The following is an 18080-nucleotide window of genomic DNA, read 5'->3' as shown; positions in this document are numbered from 1 at the left end:
CGCGCCTTCTCATGCGCCGCGCGAAAGCCGCGGCGGGAGGCCGGCAGCCGGAGACTGCGCATTGCGCCGCCGGTATATCTCGGCGCAGAGGCCAAGGCCCAGGGCCAGCAGCAGCACGTCCACCGCCGGGCGCAGGCCCTGAGTGGCATGGAGATTGGCTGCGAGCACGCGCCACGGATTGGCGCCGGTGGCGAGCCCGTACCAGGCGAATTCGACCAGTGCGGTTGCGGCGGCGGCGGCCACGGCCACGCCCGCCAGCATGGCGGCGTTCACCGGCAGGCGAAGGCGGAAGGTCAGCCGATAGATCATCAGGGCCAGGAACAATCCCGCCATCAGCGTTGCCTCGCTGGCATCGAGCTTCGACTGCATGAAGAAATGCACGATGGCGAGGGCCGTCAAAATATAAACCGCGCGGTGCAGGCGCTTCCACCAAGGTCCCAGGCGCGCGATCATGCCATCTGTCGATGTCGCTGCGAGCAGCGCCAGCCCCGCCAGCGCCGCGAAACCGATGGCGAGGTAGTAGCGGTGGACGATCTCGCTCGCGACATGCGGCAGGTCATAGCCCTGGCTGGCGATATAGAGGAGCAGATGCCCCGACGCCCAGGTGAAGGCGCCAACACCCAGCATGCGCCGGATCAGCGCCAGCCTGTTCCAGCGGAACAGCCGCTGCAGCGGCGTCACCGCCAGTGCCGCCAGCAGGAAGCGCACCGCCCAACGTCCGGTGACGTGCAGCGCCTCTGTCATTGCGCGGGGGCCGAGATCATGGTTCAGGGCGCGCCAAGCCAGCCAGGCGGCCGGGGCCACAAGCAGCATCAGGCACAGGGTCTTCAGCCACGAGAATCGTCCGGCGCGGTCGGTGATCGGAGACATCTCGCCATATTGCAGGTTTTCCCGGCCATGTCGCGTCACCTCCCATCACACTCTTGCGATGCGAAAGGGACTGGAAACGGCGCCCGGTGTGGCCGATATCAGGGGTTGCCCCTCTTATGGCAAGGAGCCCAGGCATGAGCGGGGCCTCCACCCTTGCCCGCGTTGCGAAATGCGCCCTGGCAGCGTCCACTGTGCCGGCTCGGGCCTCTCCCACCCTAGCATCGGCCGGACGCGGCATCGCGGATTTCGGCGTGCGCATCGCTACCACCGTTCTTGGCTGGCTCCAGGACGGATACGTGCCGCCGCCGGACCCCCCACTCCGGTGGAGCTGCTCGTCCGCAATTCGGGCCAGGCCACGCGGGTCTGAGGGGCACTCGCATGCATGGCCATTGCGGCCGGCTGGATCTGATGGCTGGGCTGAGATCGCCCCATCCTTACACACATCTTGCGCGTTTTCGAGGTGCGGCAATTGGGCAATAACGCTTTACTCGGGCGGAATTCGAAGCTTTATTTCGAGTTGAAGACAAGAGGTGCCGCAAGGACGGCGGCGCTGATGTGAGGCCGCAATCGCCGCCCCATAGCAGTCAGGAGACCGGCACATGCATTTCACGCCACGCGAGATCGACAAGCTTCTTATCTATATGATGGCCCAGGTGGCCCAGCGCCGGAAGGACCAGGGGCTGAAGCTCAATCATCCGGAGACGGTGTCGCTCATCTCCGTGGCGGCACTCGAAGGCGCACGCGCCGGCAAGACGCTGGAGCAGGTCATGGAACTGGCCGGCAAGGTCATCACCCGCGATGATGTCATGGACGGCGTCGTCGAGATGATCCCTTACGTGCAGGTGGAGGCCGTGTTCACCGACGGCAGCCGGCTCGTCACCGTTCACGAACCCGTCAAGTGATCCCGAAAGGAGAGGCCGCAATGGCGCAAGACCAGAACACGATCCCGGTTGGAGGATTGCTTCTCGCCGCCGGCGACATCGAGATCAATGCCGGCTATCCGGTGACCGCGATCAAGGTGCGCAATACCGGGGACCGGCCGATCCAGGTGGGCTCTCACTACCACTTCTTCGAAACCAATGCCGACCTCGAATTTGACCGGGGCCAGGCCTTCGGCAAGCGCCTCAACATCCCTGCCAGCACCGCCATCCGCTTCGAACCGGGCGACGAAAAGGAAGTCAGCCTTGTTCCCTATCGGGGCAAGCAGCGGGTTCTTGGCTTTAACGGCCTGGTCAATGGCTGGGTGGGTGACGGGAGTAACGACGACTATCGCCCCCGCCTCGCAGACGCGTTGGAGCGGTTGGGCCGGTACGGATTTAAGAACAAGCCCTAAGCCACCGCCTCACCATCATTCAAGGGAGCTTTGAGATGGCTAAGATATCAAGAAGGCAATACGCCGATCTCTTCGGTCCGACGGCGGGCGACAAGGTTCGTCTCGGTGACACAAATCTCTTCATCGAAATCGAGAGGGACCTCCGGGTCTATGGCGAAGAGGCCGTGTACGGCGGCGGCAAGACGCTGCGTGACGGCATGGGCTTCGACAACGAACTGACCAGCGCTGCCGGCGCGCCGGACCTGGTGATCACGAGCGTCACCATCCTCGACGGCGTGCTGGGCGTCATCAAGGCCGACGTCGGCATCAAGAACGGCCTGATCTGTGGCATCGGCAAGGCTGGCAACCCGGCGGTCATGCCGGGCGTGACCCGCGGCCTGGCGCTTGGACCGGGCACCGACGCGATCTCCGGCGAGCATCTGATCCTCACCGCCGGCGGTATCGATGCGCACGTTCACTTCATTTCGCCCCAGCAGGCGGAGGCCGCGCTGAGCAATGGCGTTACCACGCTGTTCGGCGGCGGCATCGGTCCCTCGGACGGTACTAACGGCACGACGATCACGTCCGGCACGTGGAACATCGAAATGATGTTGAGTGCCTTCGACTCATGGCCGGTGAATGCCGGCGTGCTGGGCAAGGGCAATGGCTCCGCTCCTGTTCCGCTCGAAGAGCAGATCCGCGCCGGCGCCATGGGTTTCAAGATCCATGAAGACTGGGGCAGCACCCCGGCGGCGATCCGCAATGCCCTGACGGTGGCGGACCAGCAAGACGTGCAGGTTTGCATCCACACCGACACGCTGAACGAGTCGGGCTTCGTCGAGAACACCATCGCCGCCTTCGAGGGCCGCACCATCCACACCTACCACACGGAGGGCGCCGGGGGTGGCCATGCCCCGGACATCATCCGCGTGGCGGGCCTGTCGAACGTCATCCCGAGCTCGACCAACCCGACCCTGCCCTACGGCATCAACTCCCAGGCCGAATTGTTCGACATGACGATGATCTGTCACAATCTCAGCCCCAAGATCCCGACCGACGTCGCCTTCGCCGAAAGCCGCGTGCGCGCCGAAACCATCGCGGCGGAAAACGTGCTCCACGACATGGGCGCCATCTCCATCCTGTCGAGCGACAGCCAGGCCATGGGCCGCGTCGGCGAGAACTGGATGCGCACCATCCAGACCGCGCATCTGATGAAGGAGCGCACAGGCGCCTATGCGGGCGATACGTCGGGCAACGACAATCAGCGCGTCCTGCGCTTCGTCTCCAAGGTGACGATCAACCCCGCCATCGCGCAGGGCGTTGCCCATGTGATTGGCTCGGTCGAAGTCGGCAAGATGGCCGACCTGGTGCTCTGGGAGCCTGCCTTCTTCGGCGCCAAGCCCAAGATGGTGATCAAGGGCGGCATGATCTCCTGGTCGCTGATGGGAGATCCCAACGCCTCGCTGCCCACGCCTCAGCCGGTCACCTATCGCCCGATGTTCGGCGGCCTCAATTCGGTGATCCCGAAGACGCGCGTGACCTTTACATCGCACGCTGCCATGCAAGACGGCATCGCCGGCCGCTATGGACTGAAGTCGAAGGTCGTTCCGGTTTATGGCACCCGCACCATCACCAAGGACAGCATGGTGCGCAACGACTGCCTGCCGGTTATCGAAGTGAACCCGGAGACTTTCGCGGTCACCGTCAACGGCAAGCACGCCACCGTCGAGCCGGCGACCCATGTGCCGCTCACGCAGCTCTATTTCTTCAGCTGATCCCCACAGCCGGTGGCGGCGGTCCGTCCCCGCGCCGGAGGATGGCGCGCGCCGTGGGGCGAAGGGAAATCTCCCTTCTGCCGGAAGTGCCGTATTCCGTTTCCGTCTTGCCAGGAGGTTTTATGATCATCGTTGAAAGCAAGCTCGGCAATTTGCAAGATGCCGCCTGGCAGGAGCGCGCCAAGATCGGAACTGTCGACCCCCTCGTGCTGGAGCAGTGGGAGGCGCCGAAGAGCCGTTTGCGCAAGGCGAGCGAGGGCGGCATCGAACTGGCGATCTCGCTGCCCCGCAGCGAGCACCTTCATGACGGCGACGTGCTCTACTTTGACGCGGCCCGCAACCACATCGTCGTCGCACGCATCCCACTGAAGGAGGTGCTGGTGATTGAGCTCGGGAAGATCGAGAGCCTGCCGCCCGCCGAGATTCTGCGCATCTGCTTCGAACTGGGCCACGGCCTGGGCAACCAGCACTGGCCGGCCGTCATCAAGGGCGCCACGGTCTACGTGCCGCTGTCGGTCGACCGCAAGGTCATGTCTTCCGTCATGCGCACCCATGCCTTCGAGCACATCACTTCGCGCTTTGTGCCGGGCGAGGAGATCGCCGGCCTGCTGACAGCCAAGGAGATGCGCCTGCTCTTTGCCGGGGCCGATGCGACGCCGCACCATCATCATGGTGACGCTGCGATCTATGAACTCACACGGTCCCGTGGTTAGGGCGCCTGATGCCCCGCGCAAAAGCAAAACCCGAAGGGCAACGCGCCGCACGCGAGATGGTGCATCTCGCGCGGCTGATGCAGTTCGCGGATTCGACGCTGCCCATCGGATCCTTTGCCTTCTCCAACGGCCTCGAGTCCGCGTTGCAGACGCAGGTCGTCACGGATCCCGCGTCGCTGCGCGACTTCGTGGCGGTGGCCATGCGTCAGGCCTCGCGCATGGATGGCGTTGCGCTGCTCCACGCCCACCGGGCGGCGGTAGCCGGTGATTACGATACTGTGCTCGCCGCCGACAGTGAACTCGCCTGCCGCCGGGTGGGCGAGGAACAGCAGATGATGACGTCGCGCATGGGCAAGAAATTTGCCGAACTCGCGCTCAAGATCAGCAGCTTCCCGATGCTCGAACGCTGGCTCGCCGGCATCCGCGCGGAGGACACTCCCGGCTGCTACCCGGTCGGCCAGGCCATTGCCTTCGCCCAGCTCGGCGCGGACGAGGCGGAGGCCTTCGTCGTCCACCAATATGGCGTCGCCTCGATGATCCTCGGCGCTGCGCTGCGGCTGATGCGCATCGACCACCTCGACACCCAGCGCACTCTGTTCGGCGTGCTGCAGCATACGCAGGCCGAATACGAGGCGATCCGCGATCTCACGCTCGACGAAATGAGCACATTCGCGCCCGTCTTCGACGTTCTCGTCGCGCATCACACCACAACCCATGTCCGGCTGTTCATGAACTGAGCGCCGGGAGAGGAGGCATATATGAAGAAAATCACGCGCATCGGCATTGGCGGCCCGGTCGGATCGGGCAAGACGGCGGTCATCGAGACCATCACCCCGCGCCTTATCGACATGGGGATAAAGCCGCTGATCATCACCAATGACGTCGTCACCACCGAGGATGCAAAGCAGGTGCGCCGCACCCTGAAGGGCATCCTCGTCGAGGAGAAGATCGTGGGCGTCGAGACGGGCGCCTGCCCGCACACCGCGGTGCGCGAAGATCCTTCGATGAACATCGCGGCTGTCGAGGAGATGGAGGAGAAGTACCCGGACAGCGACGTGATCCTGATCGAGTCGGGCGGCGACAATCTCACCCTCACCTTCAGCCCGGCGCTGGCGGACTTCTACATCTACGTGATCGACGTCGCCGCCGGCGACAAGATCCCGCGCAAGAACGGGGCGGGTGTCTGCCAGTCGGACATTTTGGTCATCAACAAGAAGGATCTGGCCCCCTATGTCGGCGCCAGCCTCGAGGTGATGGACCGCGACTCGAAGCTGATGCGGGGTAAGAAGCCCTTCATCTTCACCAACTGCAAGACGGGAGAGGGGATCGATCAGCTGATTGCACTCGTCATGGACATGGCGCTCTTCGACGTAAAGCCCGCGCCGCTTGCCAAGACTGCAGGATAGACGATGGCTCTTCACGAGCGGCTCCGCCAGCTTGACGGTGCGAAGGAACTGCGCAGCTTCCAGACCGAGCCTGCGCAGATGCGGGCGGCTGCTCCCGGCAAGACCGGCGAGCTGAGGCTGGGCTTCTCGGTGCGCCACGGCCGCTCGGTGCTGCATGACCTCTACCGTGTGGCGCCGCTCCTCGTGCAGCAGGCGCTCTACTGGGACGAGGCCATGCCGGACCTGCCGATCTGCGCCATCATCTCGGTGGGCGGCGGCATTCTGCAGGGTGACCGCTACAAGATCGACATTTATCTCGAAGAGGGCGCCTGCGCGCAGGTCAACACGCAGAGCGCCAACCGCATCCACCAGATGGACGCCAATTACGCCTCGCAGCACCAAACGGTGACGCTGGCGCCCAACACCTATCTCGAATATCTGCCGGACTTCACCATTCCCTATCGCGGCTCACGCTTCATCAACCAGACCGACATCGTCATCGCCGAGGGCGCGACGCTGCTCTATGGCGAGATGCTGATGACGGGCCGCAAGCATCACCACGCGGATGAGCGCTTCGGCCTTGACCTGCTGTCCATGGCGGTGTCGGTGCGCCGCCCGGGCGGGCGCAAGCTCTTCGCCGAGAAGCTCCTGATCGAGCAGGGCGACGTGACGGTGGAACATGCGGCGGTGATGAAGGGCTTCGATGCCTTCGCCAGCATCATGTGCCTCACCCCGCCCGAGACGGCGGCGCGCATCAAGGCGCGCTGCGGGACGAATTTCGCAACAGACGCGCCGCGCGCCATTTCCGGCGTCAGCCGCCTGCCTAATGGAGCGGGACTGGTGCTGCGCGCCGCCGGCGTTGAAAGCTACGACGTGCGCCGCGAGGTGCGGCGCTTCTGGCGGATCGTGCGCGAGGAGGCGCGGGGGAAAACCCTGCCCGCGGAATTCCTCTGGCGCTGAAGAGCGGGCCGGATCATGCTCATATGCGGCCGCCGAAAGCAGCACCGCGCCGGCCGAGGCGAATGGCGCGCGTGGCGAATCCCGCCTCGGCATTGCGGTTGCGGAAAAAATCATCGCTCATTGTGTTCCGCCTGGTGAAAGGAGAGTTTCATTGCGAAGATCCGTGAAAGCCACATTACTGCCCAAGCGGTGGATGGCGATTGTCCAGCGGATTCGCTTTGCTGCGGAAACGGCGGCGGTCCGGGCAGACTACGCCGGTCCGGCGTCGCGATTGCGTCCTATTCCACCTTGAAGGTTGGCTTGAAGGATGCAGGCGCCAGGCTGTCGTTGATGTCGGTGGCGTTGATGTTATTGCCGTCGATGATGCGGATGGCCGGCCCCGCATGAGAAACCGCCAGCGTGCCTTCAAGAGCGCGGACGGCTTGGTCGATGGCGAGTTCGCCTTGCACGACGGGCAAGTCCGTCGGAGCGGCGATGACCTTGCCACGCTTGATGGCGCGGTAAGTGCCATGGGTGAAGTAATCGGCCAGCACGCCGATACGGCCGGTCAGGTTCTTGGCGCGCAGCAGGCTCACCGCCGCATCCGCCGTCACGGCGCTACCGATGATGTAGTCGACGTCGGGGTGCTGTTCCAGCAGGTCCTCGAGCAGCAGCAGCTGATCTTCGAAACCGGTGTCGCCCCATTTGACCGATACGATTTCGGCCGAACTTCCGGCAATGCCGCGCTGAAAGCCCTCTTCGACGAAGCCCACCCAGCCCGCGCCTTTGGGCCCCGGAAACCACGCGACCCGTACCTTGGCCGAGCCCTTCGGATGAAGGGCTGCAAAATAGTGCCCGATGGCCTCGCCCATGCTGATCCAGGACACGCCGGACTTGGCGACGACGCCGGCGCTGTCGATGTCGTTCACCGCTGCGATGACCGGCATGCGCTTCGACAGCGTCACCAGGAGTGGTGTCAGTCCGTCATAGGATACGGCGCCGACGATCAGAGCATCGGCCGACTTGGCGCAGCCAGCGATCTGCGCCTTCTGCTTGTCAAGGTTCGGATAGCCGCCGGCCTCGACGATCTCGAGTGCGATGCCGAGCTTACGGGCGTGGCGCACCATGCCATAGTTGACGGAGAGCCAGTAGGAATCTTTGAGATGCGGATAGGAGGCGCAGATGCGCCAGCGCTTCCGGGCCTTCTCCAGTGGCTGGTAAGCGATCTCCGAGGGCGTGCCGCGATAGTCGAAGGGCGGTGTCCAGCGCTCCAGCGCCCATGTGTCCGCCGCGCGGCAGGCGCCCGCGAGGGCGAGCAGGGCGAGGGCAGCGAGGAGCGATCTCATTTGGCGGGTTCCTGAAAACAGCTTACGCTGTATCCTGAAGCTAGCGGGTTCCGGCCGGAGGGCAAGCCTCATGGCGGCTGGCAAGGCCCGGGCAGGGAGGGACAAACTGTTTTCGCGGCTTGGCATCGGCGGGCGGCTGTTCGCCGCCTTCCTCGGCATCGCGGCGCTGTCGCTGTCGTCGGGCGTGGCCGGCTGGTTGATCCTGCGTGACGTGTCCAAGGCACAGTCACGCATCACCGGGGAAGCGCTGCCGGCGGTTGCTGTCGCCCAGGCGACGGGCGATGCCACCACCCGTATTCTCGCCGCAGGCCAGTCGCTGGCCGCCTCTTCCGGCGAGGCGGCGCGGGCGCGGCATGCCGCGGAGGTCAATGCGCTGGCCGCCAACATCCGCCGCCATTTGGCCGATGCGGCCCTCTCGAAGCTCGACTATCCGCTGTTGAGCCAGCTTTCGAGCAATGCCGAAACCCTCATTGCAAACCTGGGCGAGCAGAACCGGCTGGTGACGGCCAGGCTGCAGCTTATGCGCAGCTTTGACCGGCGGGCGGAGGGCACGCTGTCCGCCGCGACCAACCTCGTCGACCTCTCCGAGACGCTGGTGTCGAATGCCTCGGCCGGCGCTTCCGCCGTGGTGGCGGGTCTCTATGGCCTCATCGACGGCGAAGGCATGCGCGCTCTGGCCTATGACGCGCTCGACCGGCTGATCGAGCAGGACATCTACCTTCTCGACCGCATGTGGGAACTGCGCCTGCGCGCCTCGCAGCTGGCACTGCTGACCAACCGCCTGTCGCGCGCGGCGACGCGTGACGAGGTGCTGGCGCTGTCGGGCGAGTTTGCCGCCAATCTGCGCATCGTCAAGCGCCGCGTGTCCGGCATCGACGATCCCATCCGGCGGTCCCAGGCGGAGGAACAGCTCCTGGCCCTGCGCTCTGCGGTGGGCGAGATGAAGGTCGATTCCAGCCTGTTCGAGGACCGGCTGCGCTTGATCGCCATTGGCGAGGAGCTGGACCAGGTGGCCGAGAGCAACCGCCTGCTCTCGGGCAAGCTCACCAATGTGGCGCAGGCCGTGGTGAGCAATGCGCGCAGTTTTGCGCTCGCCGCTTCGGCGCAGGCCGGCCGCGCCGTGTCGGCGGGTCTCCTCGCGCTGCTCGCCACCACGGCGATTGCCGTGCTGATCTCGGGGCTGATCGTGTGGCTCTATGTGGAACGTGGCGTGGTGCGCCGGCTGCAGGAGCTGGCGCAGGCGATGCGGCGGCTCACCATCGGCGATCTGGCCGTCGAGGTGACGCAGGGTGGAACCCATGAGTTGAAGGACCTCGCCGGGGCCGTCACCGCCTTCCGCGATGTGTCGCGTCAGCGCAGCGCGCTGGAGGCCGAGCGCGAGCGCACCAATGAGGAGCTGCGCCGCCACCGGGAGGAGCTGCGCGAGCTGGTGGCCGAACGCACCGCGCAGCTCGAACATGAGGTGAAGAGCCATGCTGCGGCGCGCGAAGCCGCCGAGCGCGCCAGCCGCGCGAAGTCCGAATTCCTCGCCACCATGAGCCACGAGATCCGGACTCCGATGACCGGCATGCTCGGCATGCTGCGCCTGCTGCAGGACGGACCGGCCTGCCCCGAGCAGGCGCACCGCCTGGCAACGGCCTCCGCCTCCGGCGAGGCGTTGCTCGGCATCCTCAACAGCATCCTCGATTATTCCAAGATCGAGTCGGGCAAGATCACCGTCGACCTGGTGGTTTTCCGGCTCGACGAGACGCTCGCCGGCATCGTCTCGCTGATGCGGCCTTCGGCGGAGGAAAAGGGGCTGTCGCTCGAGCTTGCGATGGGGCCGGGGGTTGCGGCGTGGTTCGAGGGCGATGCCGGGAAGATCCGGCAGATCCTGTTCAACCTTGTCAGCAATGCCATCAAGTTCACGCCGAGCGGAAAGGTTGGCCTCCGCGCTACGGCCAGTCCCGCCGGCGAGAGGCGCAAGCAGATTGCCATCTCCGTCACCGACACGGGGATCGGCATCCCCGAGGCGAAGCGCCAGAGCATTTTCGAGTCCTTCACCCAGACCGACAGTTCGATCACCCGCCGCTATGGCGGCACGGGTCTCGGCCTGTCGATTTCGCGCGGGCTGGCGCAGGCAGTGGGCGGGACGCTCGAAGTCGAATCCGGGCCGGGGCAGGGCAGCACCTTCACCTTGGCGCTGGTGCTCGACGAGGCCAGCGCGCCGGCCGCCACCGCCGCGCGTGAAGGCGCCTTGATGCCGGCTGCAAGCCACTCGATTCTCGTCGTCGAGGATGACGAGGCAACGCGCGAGGTGGCAGTGCATTTCATGGCCGCGCTGGGGCACTCCTGCCGCGTGGCGCGCGATGGCTACGAGGCCCTCGCGCTGGCGCAAGAACTGAAACCTGACATCGTGCTGATGGACATCAGCCTCCCCGGCCTCGATGGCCTGTCGGCGGCTTGCCTCATCCGCGAGGCGCTGGCGCCATCGCCCGTCCGCTTCATCGCCATGTCGGCGCATGTCTTCGCCCAGGAGGTGGAAACCTATCTCGCCTCGGGCATGGATTCCTATGTGGCGAAGCCGCTGGCGCCGGAGGCGCTGGCCGCCGCGATTGCGCGCGCAATGGGCGCGTCTCCGGCAGCATCCGCGATCGACGATGCCGCCTGGCAAGCCGATCTTGCATCGATGGGGCCTGAGCAGATGCGCCGCATCGTGGCGATCGCCGCAAAGACGCTTCCGGAACGGCTGGCGGAGCTGCAGCTTGCACTCGCATCCGGCGATGCCGCGCGGATCGCGACGGTTGCGCATGCGGGGTTCAGCGCCGCGTCGGCTGCAGACTTCATCGGGCTGCAGCGGCTCTTCGCCGCTATCGAGATGGCGGCGAAGCGTGGTGACACCGGCGACTGCCGTCAGCCGGTGGGCGCCCTCGGCGATCTCATAGCGGCAACACTGGCGGACGCGGACCGGCGCCTCGCCGCGGTGGAGGACGGGCCTGGCGCAACGCGCCCTCAGGTGCATTCGCACGTGAGGGCGTGAAGTTTTGTCAGCTTGTGAAACTGGAGCATCTTTCGCGTCGCAAGTAAGTCCACTTGCTTGCACGATGCCCTAAGCCCGGTCGAGCGGAACCGCGAAGAGATAGCCCTCTCCATGTGACGTGACGATCAGGCGCGGATGGCTCGCGTCGTCACCCAGCTTCTTGCGCAGGCGGCGGATCACCACGTCGACAGTGCGGTCGGACGGGTCCCAGTCGCGGTGGGCGATCTCGTGCAGCAGGCGGTCGCGTGACAGCACCTGGCCGGTATGTGCTGTGAGCAGCGCCAGCGCCTTGAACTCGGCGCGCGTCAGATCGACGAACTTGCCCTCGGCGCTGCTCAGCGTACGGCTGACGAGGTCGAAGACCCAGCCTTGGAATTGCCGCTTCTTTGGCGCGGCGCCCGCGCCGCCGCCGCCACGCACCCGGCGCAGCAGGTTCTTCGCCCGCGCCAGCAGTTCGCGCTGCTCGAAAGGCTTGGTCACATAGTCGTCCGCACCGATCTCAAGGCCCACGATGCGGTCCACCGCATCGCTCCGTCCGGTGACGAGGATGATGCCCACGTCGGACTGGGCGCGCAGTTCCCGCGTCAGCTTGAGCCCGTCCTCGCCAGGAAGCTGGATGTCGATCATCAGCAGGTCGGCGGGGTCGGCGGCCAGGATATCGCGCATCGCCTCGCCGTCTTCCGCCTCGCTAACGCGGTAGCCCTCGGTTTTGAAATAGGCTGCGAGCTTGGCGCGCGTCACCGGATCGTCCTCGACGATCAGGATATGGGCTGGGGAGGGCTTCATGGAACTGTCTTTACAAGATTTCACAAGTCCCGCCACAGCTTTCACCAACTTCCACCAACGGCTTCACAGCCCGCCGATATGGTCCTGTCCGGCGCATGACAGTGAAGCGCAGCGCCGGCAACTGAGAACTGCCGGCGGAACACTAACGGAGGAACGCATGAAATATGTCAGGATGATCGCTCTTTTCGGAGCCCTGGGCCTCATGTCCGGCAGCGCTTTCGCGGAGGATTCGGGCGATCCGATCAAGATCGTGACCAACAACTGGACGAGTCAGGTGGTGCTCTCCAACGTCATCGGTCAGGTGCTCGAGTCGGTGGGCGACAAGGTCGAATACAAGCCGTCGGACACGCAGTTGCAGTTCACCGCCATCGCGGCCGGCGACATGGACTTCCAGGTCGAGGTCTGGGAAGGCTCGATGGCGGAGTCCTTCGACAAGTCGCTGAAGTCGGGCGCGGTCGATTACGGCGCGCACCAGGCTGTCACCCGCGAGGACTGGTGGTATCCTTCCTACATGAACGAGATGTGTCCGGGTCTGCCGGACTGGAAGGCGCTCGATGCCTGCGCAGCCAAGCTTGCCACTGCCGACACCGGTTCCAAGGGCCGCTTCGTGGGTCCGCCGGCCGACTGGGGCAAGCATTATTCGGAGCGCATCCAGGCGCTGAAGATGAACTTCCAGGAAGTGCCCGTCGGCCAGGCCGCAACCCTGTGGGCCGAACTCCAGGCGGCCTATGACCGCAAGGAGCCGATTGTGCTCTTTAACTGGACGCCCAACTTCATCGAGGCGAAGTTCGATGGCCAGTTTGTCGAGTTCCCGAAATACGAACCCGCCTGCCTCACCGACCCGAAGTGGGGCCAGAACCCGGACGCCGTCTATGACTGCGGTGCGCCAGCCAGCGGCTACTTGAAGAAAGTTGGCTCCAAGGAGCTTGACCAGAAGTGGCCCAAGGCCGCCGCCATCCTGAAGAAGGTGAGCTTCACCAACCCGCAGATCGCCGCTGCCGCCGCGCTGGTGGACGTCGATGGCCTGACGCCCGAAGAAGCCGCCAAGAAGTGGATCGAGACCAACCAGGATACGGTCAAGTCCTGGCTGCAGTGACGTTCACCTCAATCGGGGGGACGCGGGGCGCGCATGTGCCCTGCGTCTTCACAGGCACACTTCGGACCGGCCGATCATGACGGAGCAGCCCAAGATTTCATGCCGCCACCTGTGGAAGGTGTTCGGCTCCGACCCCGCGGGCTTCCTGGCGCGCCACGCCCATGCGCCGACGTCCGAGAACTTCGCCGCCGGGCGCCACATCGGCGCGGTGCGCGATGTGTCCTTCGACGTCTATCCCGGCGAGATTCTCATCGTCATGGGCCTCTCGGGCTCGGGCAAGTCGACGCTCATCCGGGCCATCACGCGTCTCAATGATCCCACGTCCGGCGAAATCATCTTCGAGGGCAAGGATCTGCTCAAGGCGTCATCGGCCGAACTGATCGAGATCCGCCGGCACAAGATGGGCATGGTGTTCCAGCACTTCGGCCTGCTGCCGCACCGCACGGTTCTCTCCAACGTCGCCTTTCCGCTCGAGGTGCGCGGCGCCGCGCGCGAGGAGCGCGACGCGCGCGCGCGGGAAATGATCCGTCTCGTCGGCCTCGAAGGCCGCGAGAACTATTTCCCGCGTGAGCTCTCGGGCGGCCAGCAGCAGCGCGTCGGCATTGCGCGCTCGCTCGCGGTGGGGCCCGACGTGTGGTTCCTCGACGAGCCCTTCTCGGCGCTCGATCCGCTGATCCGCCGCGAGATGCAGGACGAGTTCCTGAGACTGCAGAAGCTGCTGCGCAAGACGATCGTCTTCATTACCCATGATTTCGACGAGGCGATCCGTCTGGGCGACCGCATCGGCATTATGAAGGATGGAAAGCTCGTTCAGCTGGCGACACCCGAGGTCATGGTCTCCTCGCCCGCCGACGATTATGTCCGGGAGTTCACGCGCAACGCGCCGCGTGACCGGGTTCTCACCGTGGGCTCCATCGCCTTGCCGGTGCCCGCCCCGCTCAACGGTGTCAACATTCTTGCCTCCGCCAAGATCGGCGAGGCGGCGCCCATTGTGCTCGCCTCCGAGAAGCCGATCGCGGTGATTGACGCCGAGGGCCGCTCCATCGGCGCCATCGACCGCGCCGCGATGATCCGCGCGCTCTATCCGGAAGAGCGCACATGAACGGCGGCGGTCAAGCCCTGGCCGCACCGCAGTTCGCACCCGCGCCGCGGCTGCCGCTGGCCACGGTTGTGGTCGCGATCATCCTCCTCGGCGCCGCCGCGGCCTGGATCTGGCCGCCGCTGCAGCGCTGGCCCGCCGAATGGGCCATCCCCTTCCGTGACTGGGTGACACAGGCCTTCGTGTGGTTCTCTGCGGCGGCGAAGCCGGTGACACGTGCCTTGTCATGGCTTCTGTCTTGGCCGTTATGGCTTTCCGAGGCCCTCTTGTTCCGCGGCTTTCCGGCACTGAACCTGCCGCCGCTCCCCTGGGTCGCCATCGTCGGCGGCACGGCCATTCTCGGCCACTGGGCGGGGGGCCGCCGGCTTGCCATCTTTTGTGGCCTCTCGGCCTTCTACCTCGCCATCTTCGGCCTGTGGCAGGACGCGATGCAGACGCTCTCCATCGTGCTTGTCACCGTGCCGCTCGCCGCGGCGCTCGGGCTCGCTCTCGGCCTGTGGGCCACGCGCAATGCGCGCGTCGAGCGCGTGCTCAATTCGGTGTTCGACGTGATGCAGGCCACCCCGCACATGGCCTATCTCGGACCCGTCGTCATTCTCTTCGGTTTCGGCCAGGTGCCGGCCATGCTGGCGACCTTCGGCTTCGCCTTGCCGCCCATGGCCCGCTGCACCATCCTGGGGCTCCGCACCGTGCCGCAGGACGTGATCGAGGCGGGCCGCATGGCCGGCTGCACGCCGCGCCAGCTGTTGTGGAAGGTTGAAATCCCGGCGGCCGAAAAGACGCTGATGCTGGGCCTTAACCAGGTGGTCATGCAGACGCTGGCCATGGTGGTCATCGCCTCGCTCGTCGGGGCCTCGGGGCTGGGGCAGAAGCTCCTGTTCTCGCTGCAGCAGCTGCAGATCGGCAAGGCGGTGGAGCAGGGTGTCGCCATCACCCTTATCGCCATCGTGCTCGACCGGCTCACCCAGGCCTATATGCGCAAGGTGCCGGAGCATTCGGCGCCCAAGACCGGCTTCATCGTCCGCCATCCGCACATCTCGCTTTTCCTGCTGCTCCTGGCGGCCTCCGGCGCCGCGGCAGGTTTTTTCCACGCCTTCGCCGTGCTGCCCAAGGAGTTGACGCTCTCCTATGGCGGCCCCATCAACAGCGCCGTACGCTGGGTGTCGAAGGAGCTCTTCCCCTACATCAAACCGCTGCGTGATTGGCTCACCGTCTGGCTCATGCTGCCGCTCCGCAATTTCTATCTCTGGCTGCCCTGGCCGGTGATGCTCGGCGTGCTCGCCGCCATCGGCTATCACTTCTCGGGCTGGCGGCTGGCGCTGCTGCCTGTCTGCCTCTTCGGCTTCATGATGCTCGCGGGTTTCTGGGAGCCCCTGATGCTGACGATCTATCTCGTCACCGGCGCCACCATCCTCTGTGTGCTGATCGGCATTCCCATCGGCATCTGGGCGGCGCACAGCCCGCGTGCCGCGCGTGTCACGCGCGGCGTCTGCGACACGCTGCAGACCTTCCCGAGCTTCATCTACCTGATCCCCGTCATCATGCTGTTCCAGACCAGCGATGTCTCCAATGTCATCGCCATGCTGGCCTATGCGACGGTGCCGGCCATCCGCTTCACCTATCTTGGCCTGCTGCGCGTGCCGGCCGCCACCACAGAGGCCGCCGTCGCCTCGGGCGCCACCAAGTGGCAGCGCCTGCGCAAGGTGGAGCTTCCCATCGCCTTCCCGGAAATCCTGCTGGGCATCAACCAGACCATCATGATGGCGCTGGCCATGGTGGCCATCACCGCGCTTATCGGCTCGCGCGATCTTGGCCAGGAAATCTACAAGGCGCTGCCGGGGGCCGACACGGGCCGCGGCCTTCTCGCCGGCCTCGGCATCGCCTTCATCGGCATCACGGCGGACCGGTTGATCGGCGCCTGGGCGATGCAGCGCAAGCGCCTGCTCGGCATGGCGTGATGCCGCGATCGACGGGCGGAAGCCGCCGGCGGCCCGGCCGGTCTGCCTGTGTGGAGGGTCGATCCCGTACCTGCGGCGTGCTCCAGGCGTGACCCGGCTCAGCGCGCGCTGCTCTCGGAAAACGATAGTGTCCAGCGACCGCAGTCCAACGGCATGGCCGAACGCTTCCACCGCACCCTGCTCGACGAGCACTTCCGGGTCGAGGGGCGGCGCACCTGGTTCGAGACTATCGGCGAGATGCAGGCGGTCCTCGACGACTACCTCGCCGGCTACAACACGAAACGTCCCCACCAGGGCCGCGGTATAAACGGCAGGACGCCACAGAACGACTTCATCGCCGGCCGGCCCAACCCCCAACCGAAACAGAAGGAGACAGCGGAGCCCAGAAACCGCCAAGACCACATCGCCGCCTGACCCGCGTCAGCGAGCGGCAACTGTCAGGTGATTACTGTTCCTGTACAATCAGAGATTCATCGCTGATCTGTGGTAGCGGAGCATTACAGCAACAAGTCCCCCGTGAACAATTCCCAAGTCACTGATTTGCGCCTCTGATCGAGGCGCTTGAAGTTTTCGATTTTGCAGGTCAGCAGGTCAGCGTCACTAACGCGCTGAATAGCGACCATTACGGAACGTAGAATTATCCACAACGAAGAGCGTGAGGGATTCGATCACAAGCTCCGCAGAGGCCGATAGCAGTCGAAAATCATCACGCGCTACCCCTCACATCAAAGACAAACTTTCTCTCCCTAAGCCTTCTGATGAGAGACCCAGTATTGAGCCGTTCTTTTACAAATTCCGTCATGAACCAAAGCGGGATGTTGTCATTCACAAATGTGGAGAGTTCCGTTCTAGCCTTGCGCCGCGTATCTGGGTCTTTGACTGAAGCGAGGTCAGCCCATCGGAAATACAGGACGTGCAATACCAGTTTCCATTGATAGTAAGTATGCCAGTGCCTCGGTTTGAAGACCGGCTCCAGTTGCATTAGTCGCTTTGCTGCATCAATGATATCGAGGGCCCTTAGTGGCGTTATCTTGATCGATGAAATTATAGATCCCTCCCGTTGGACATATTGGTAGGTGACTCGGTTTGTGAATCCAACGGAATCGGAAGACCCAATGATCGCAGGGATGCAGGCGAAGTCCTCAAACCAACCGGAGCCAAAGCGAAGTTTTTCGTTGTCGAATACCTTCCGTCTATACATCTTGTTCCATGCGTTGCACTCATTGTCGGACAACATTAGGTGAGTGACGGGGTCTCGCTCTCCATCGTATAGAGCAATAAGGTTGGTGTTGAGAATGCGTCCATCGGGAAGAACCGACGCGTAATCGCTCACGGCGATGTCGTGACCATCCAGAATCCGCTCCAGGAAAGATGAAACAAAATCGGTAGTGACTCGATCATCGCTATCGACGAAACAAATCAAATCACCACTTGCTCGCTCAAGACCGAAATTGCGAGCGCTGCCCAGGCCACCATTTCGTTTAGAGAAGACCTTTATTCTCTTGTCGTATTCTGCGTAATCTTCGCAGATTGCTCGAGAGCCATCCGCGGACCCGTCGTCAATAATCAACAGTTCAAAATTTGGATAATCTTGAGCTAGAATGCTTCGAAGGCACGCGCCGACATACTGTTCAACGTTGAAGACAGGTACAATAACCGTGACGAACGGGTTCGTCCGTAGTACGCCTGTGGAGATCGAGGGCATCAGAATCCGAGCTACATGCGACAAGCCGGTTTCGTAAGCACCACGGGATTTCAGTTCCGGCATAGTGTGGAGGCTGG

At 64.3% G+C, this 18080-nt stretch carries 15 protein-coding genes and 1 pseudogene; 12 read left to right on the top strand and 4 right to left on the bottom strand.

Annotated elements, in window-relative coordinates:
- Positions 1-9: 9 nt before the first annotated feature.
- Positions 10-909 carry a sulfite oxidase heme-binding subunit YedZ gene (locus IOC82_RS03810; protein ID WP_290544852.1) on the bottom strand — a complete coding sequence of 300 codons (900 nt, stop codon included), beginning with the start codon at positions 907-909 and terminating at the stop codon, positions 10-12.
- Between the two features lie 560 nt (positions 910-1469).
- On the opposite strand from IOC82_RS03810, the gene IOC82_RS03805 reads away from it, so the two are divergent.
- The 7 genes from IOC82_RS03805 (at position 1470) to IOC82_RS03775 (ending at position 7015) form a co-directional block, all read left to right on the top strand.
- Positions 1470-1772, top strand: coding sequence for an urease subunit gamma (locus IOC82_RS03805; protein WP_290544851.1), 303 nt, complete (start codon positions 1470-1472; stop codon positions 1770-1772).
- A gap of 20 nt (positions 1773-1792) precedes the next feature.
- Positions 1793-2203, top strand: a complete 411-nt coding sequence (locus tag IOC82_RS03800; RefSeq protein WP_290544850.1) for an urease subunit beta — start codon at positions 1793-1795, stop codon at positions 2201-2203.
- Between the two features lie 35 nt (positions 2204-2238).
- The gene (locus IOC82_RS03795) at positions 2239-3957 is read left to right on the top strand and encodes an urease subunit alpha (protein ID WP_290544849.1); all 1719 of its coding nucleotides are present in this window, start codon (positions 2239-2241) and stop codon (positions 3955-3957) included.
- 122 nt (positions 3958-4079) lie between these two features.
- A complete protein-coding gene (ureE, locus tag IOC82_RS03790; protein WP_290544848.1) occupies positions 4080-4670 on the top strand; it encodes an urease accessory protein UreE in 591 nt (196 codons plus the stop codon).
- Positions 4671-4678: 8 nt separating this feature from the next.
- Positions 4679-5407 (top strand): urease accessory UreF family protein, encoded by a 729-nt coding sequence (locus IOC82_RS03785; RefSeq protein ID WP_290544847.1) that lies wholly within the window; start codon positions 4679-4681, stop codon positions 5405-5407.
- A 21-nt stretch (positions 5408-5428) separates the two neighbouring features.
- Positions 5429-6076, top strand: a complete 648-nt coding sequence (gene ureG, locus IOC82_RS03780; protein WP_290544846.1) for an urease accessory protein UreG — start codon at positions 5429-5431, stop codon at positions 6074-6076.
- A 3-nt stretch (positions 6077-6079) separates the two neighbouring features.
- Positions 6080-7015: an urease accessory protein UreD gene (locus tag IOC82_RS03775; protein ID WP_290544845.1), complete on the top strand. Its 936-nt coding sequence runs from the start codon at positions 6080-6082 to the stop codon at positions 7013-7015.
- A 278-nt stretch (positions 7016-7293) separates the two neighbouring features.
- On the opposite strand, the gene torT is transcribed toward IOC82_RS03775, so the two are convergent.
- Positions 7294-8340, bottom strand: coding sequence for a TMAO reductase system periplasmic protein TorT (gene torT / locus IOC82_RS03770; protein WP_290544844.1), 1047 nt, complete (start codon positions 8338-8340; stop codon positions 7294-7296).
- A 70-nt stretch (positions 8341-8410) separates the two neighbouring features.
- Between torT and IOC82_RS03765 the strand changes: the two genes are divergently transcribed.
- Entirely contained in the window at positions 8411-11359 is a 2949-nt protein-coding gene (locus IOC82_RS03765) for an ATP-binding protein (RefSeq protein ID WP_290544843.1), read from the top strand.
- 69 nt (positions 11360-11428) lie between these two features.
- Here the strand turns inward: IOC82_RS03765 and torR are convergent, their stop codons facing one another.
- Positions 11429-12145, bottom strand: coding sequence for a two-component system response regulator TorR (gene torR, locus IOC82_RS03760; protein WP_290544842.1), 717 nt, complete (start codon positions 12143-12145; stop codon positions 11429-11431).
- Between the two features lie 157 nt (positions 12146-12302).
- Between torR and IOC82_RS03755 the strand changes: the two genes are divergently transcribed.
- From IOC82_RS03755 to IOC82_RS03740, 4 genes and pseudogenes are all read left to right on the top strand, one after another.
- Positions 12303-13241, top strand: coding sequence for an ABC transporter substrate-binding protein (locus IOC82_RS03755; protein ID WP_290544841.1), 939 nt, complete (start codon positions 12303-12305; stop codon positions 13239-13241).
- Between the two features lie 76 nt (positions 13242-13317).
- Positions 13318-14343 (top strand): ATP-binding cassette domain-containing protein, encoded by a 1026-nt coding sequence (locus IOC82_RS03750; RefSeq protein WP_290544840.1) that lies wholly within the window; start codon positions 13318-13320, stop codon positions 14341-14343.
- Positions 14340-16298: a proline/glycine betaine ABC transporter permease gene (locus IOC82_RS03745; protein WP_290544839.1), complete on the top strand. Its 1959-nt coding sequence runs from the start codon at positions 14340-14342 to the stop codon at positions 16296-16298. Before IOC82_RS03750 ends, IOC82_RS03745 begins: the two co-directional genes overlap by 4 nt.
- A gap of 129 nt (positions 16299-16427) precedes the next feature.
- Positions 16428-16712: pseudogene (locus IOC82_RS03740) on the top strand (integrase core domain-containing protein); the annotation flags it as partial.
- A gap of 292 nt (positions 16713-17004) precedes the next feature.
- Here the strand turns inward: IOC82_RS03740 and IOC82_RS03735 are convergent.
- Positions 17005-18066, bottom strand: a complete 1062-nt coding sequence (locus tag IOC82_RS03735; RefSeq protein WP_290544838.1) for a glycosyltransferase family 2 protein — start codon at positions 18064-18066, stop codon at positions 17005-17007.
- Positions 18067-18080 lie beyond the last annotated feature (14 nt).

It is taken from the genome of Aestuariivirga sp., from assembly GCF_020252395.1.
Lineage (GTDB): Bacteria > Pseudomonadota > Alphaproteobacteria > Rhizobiales > Aestuariivirgaceae > Aestuariivirga.
The sequence above is the reverse complement of the archived record's forward strand: the minus strand, read 5'-3'. Positions and strand labels throughout refer to the sequence as shown.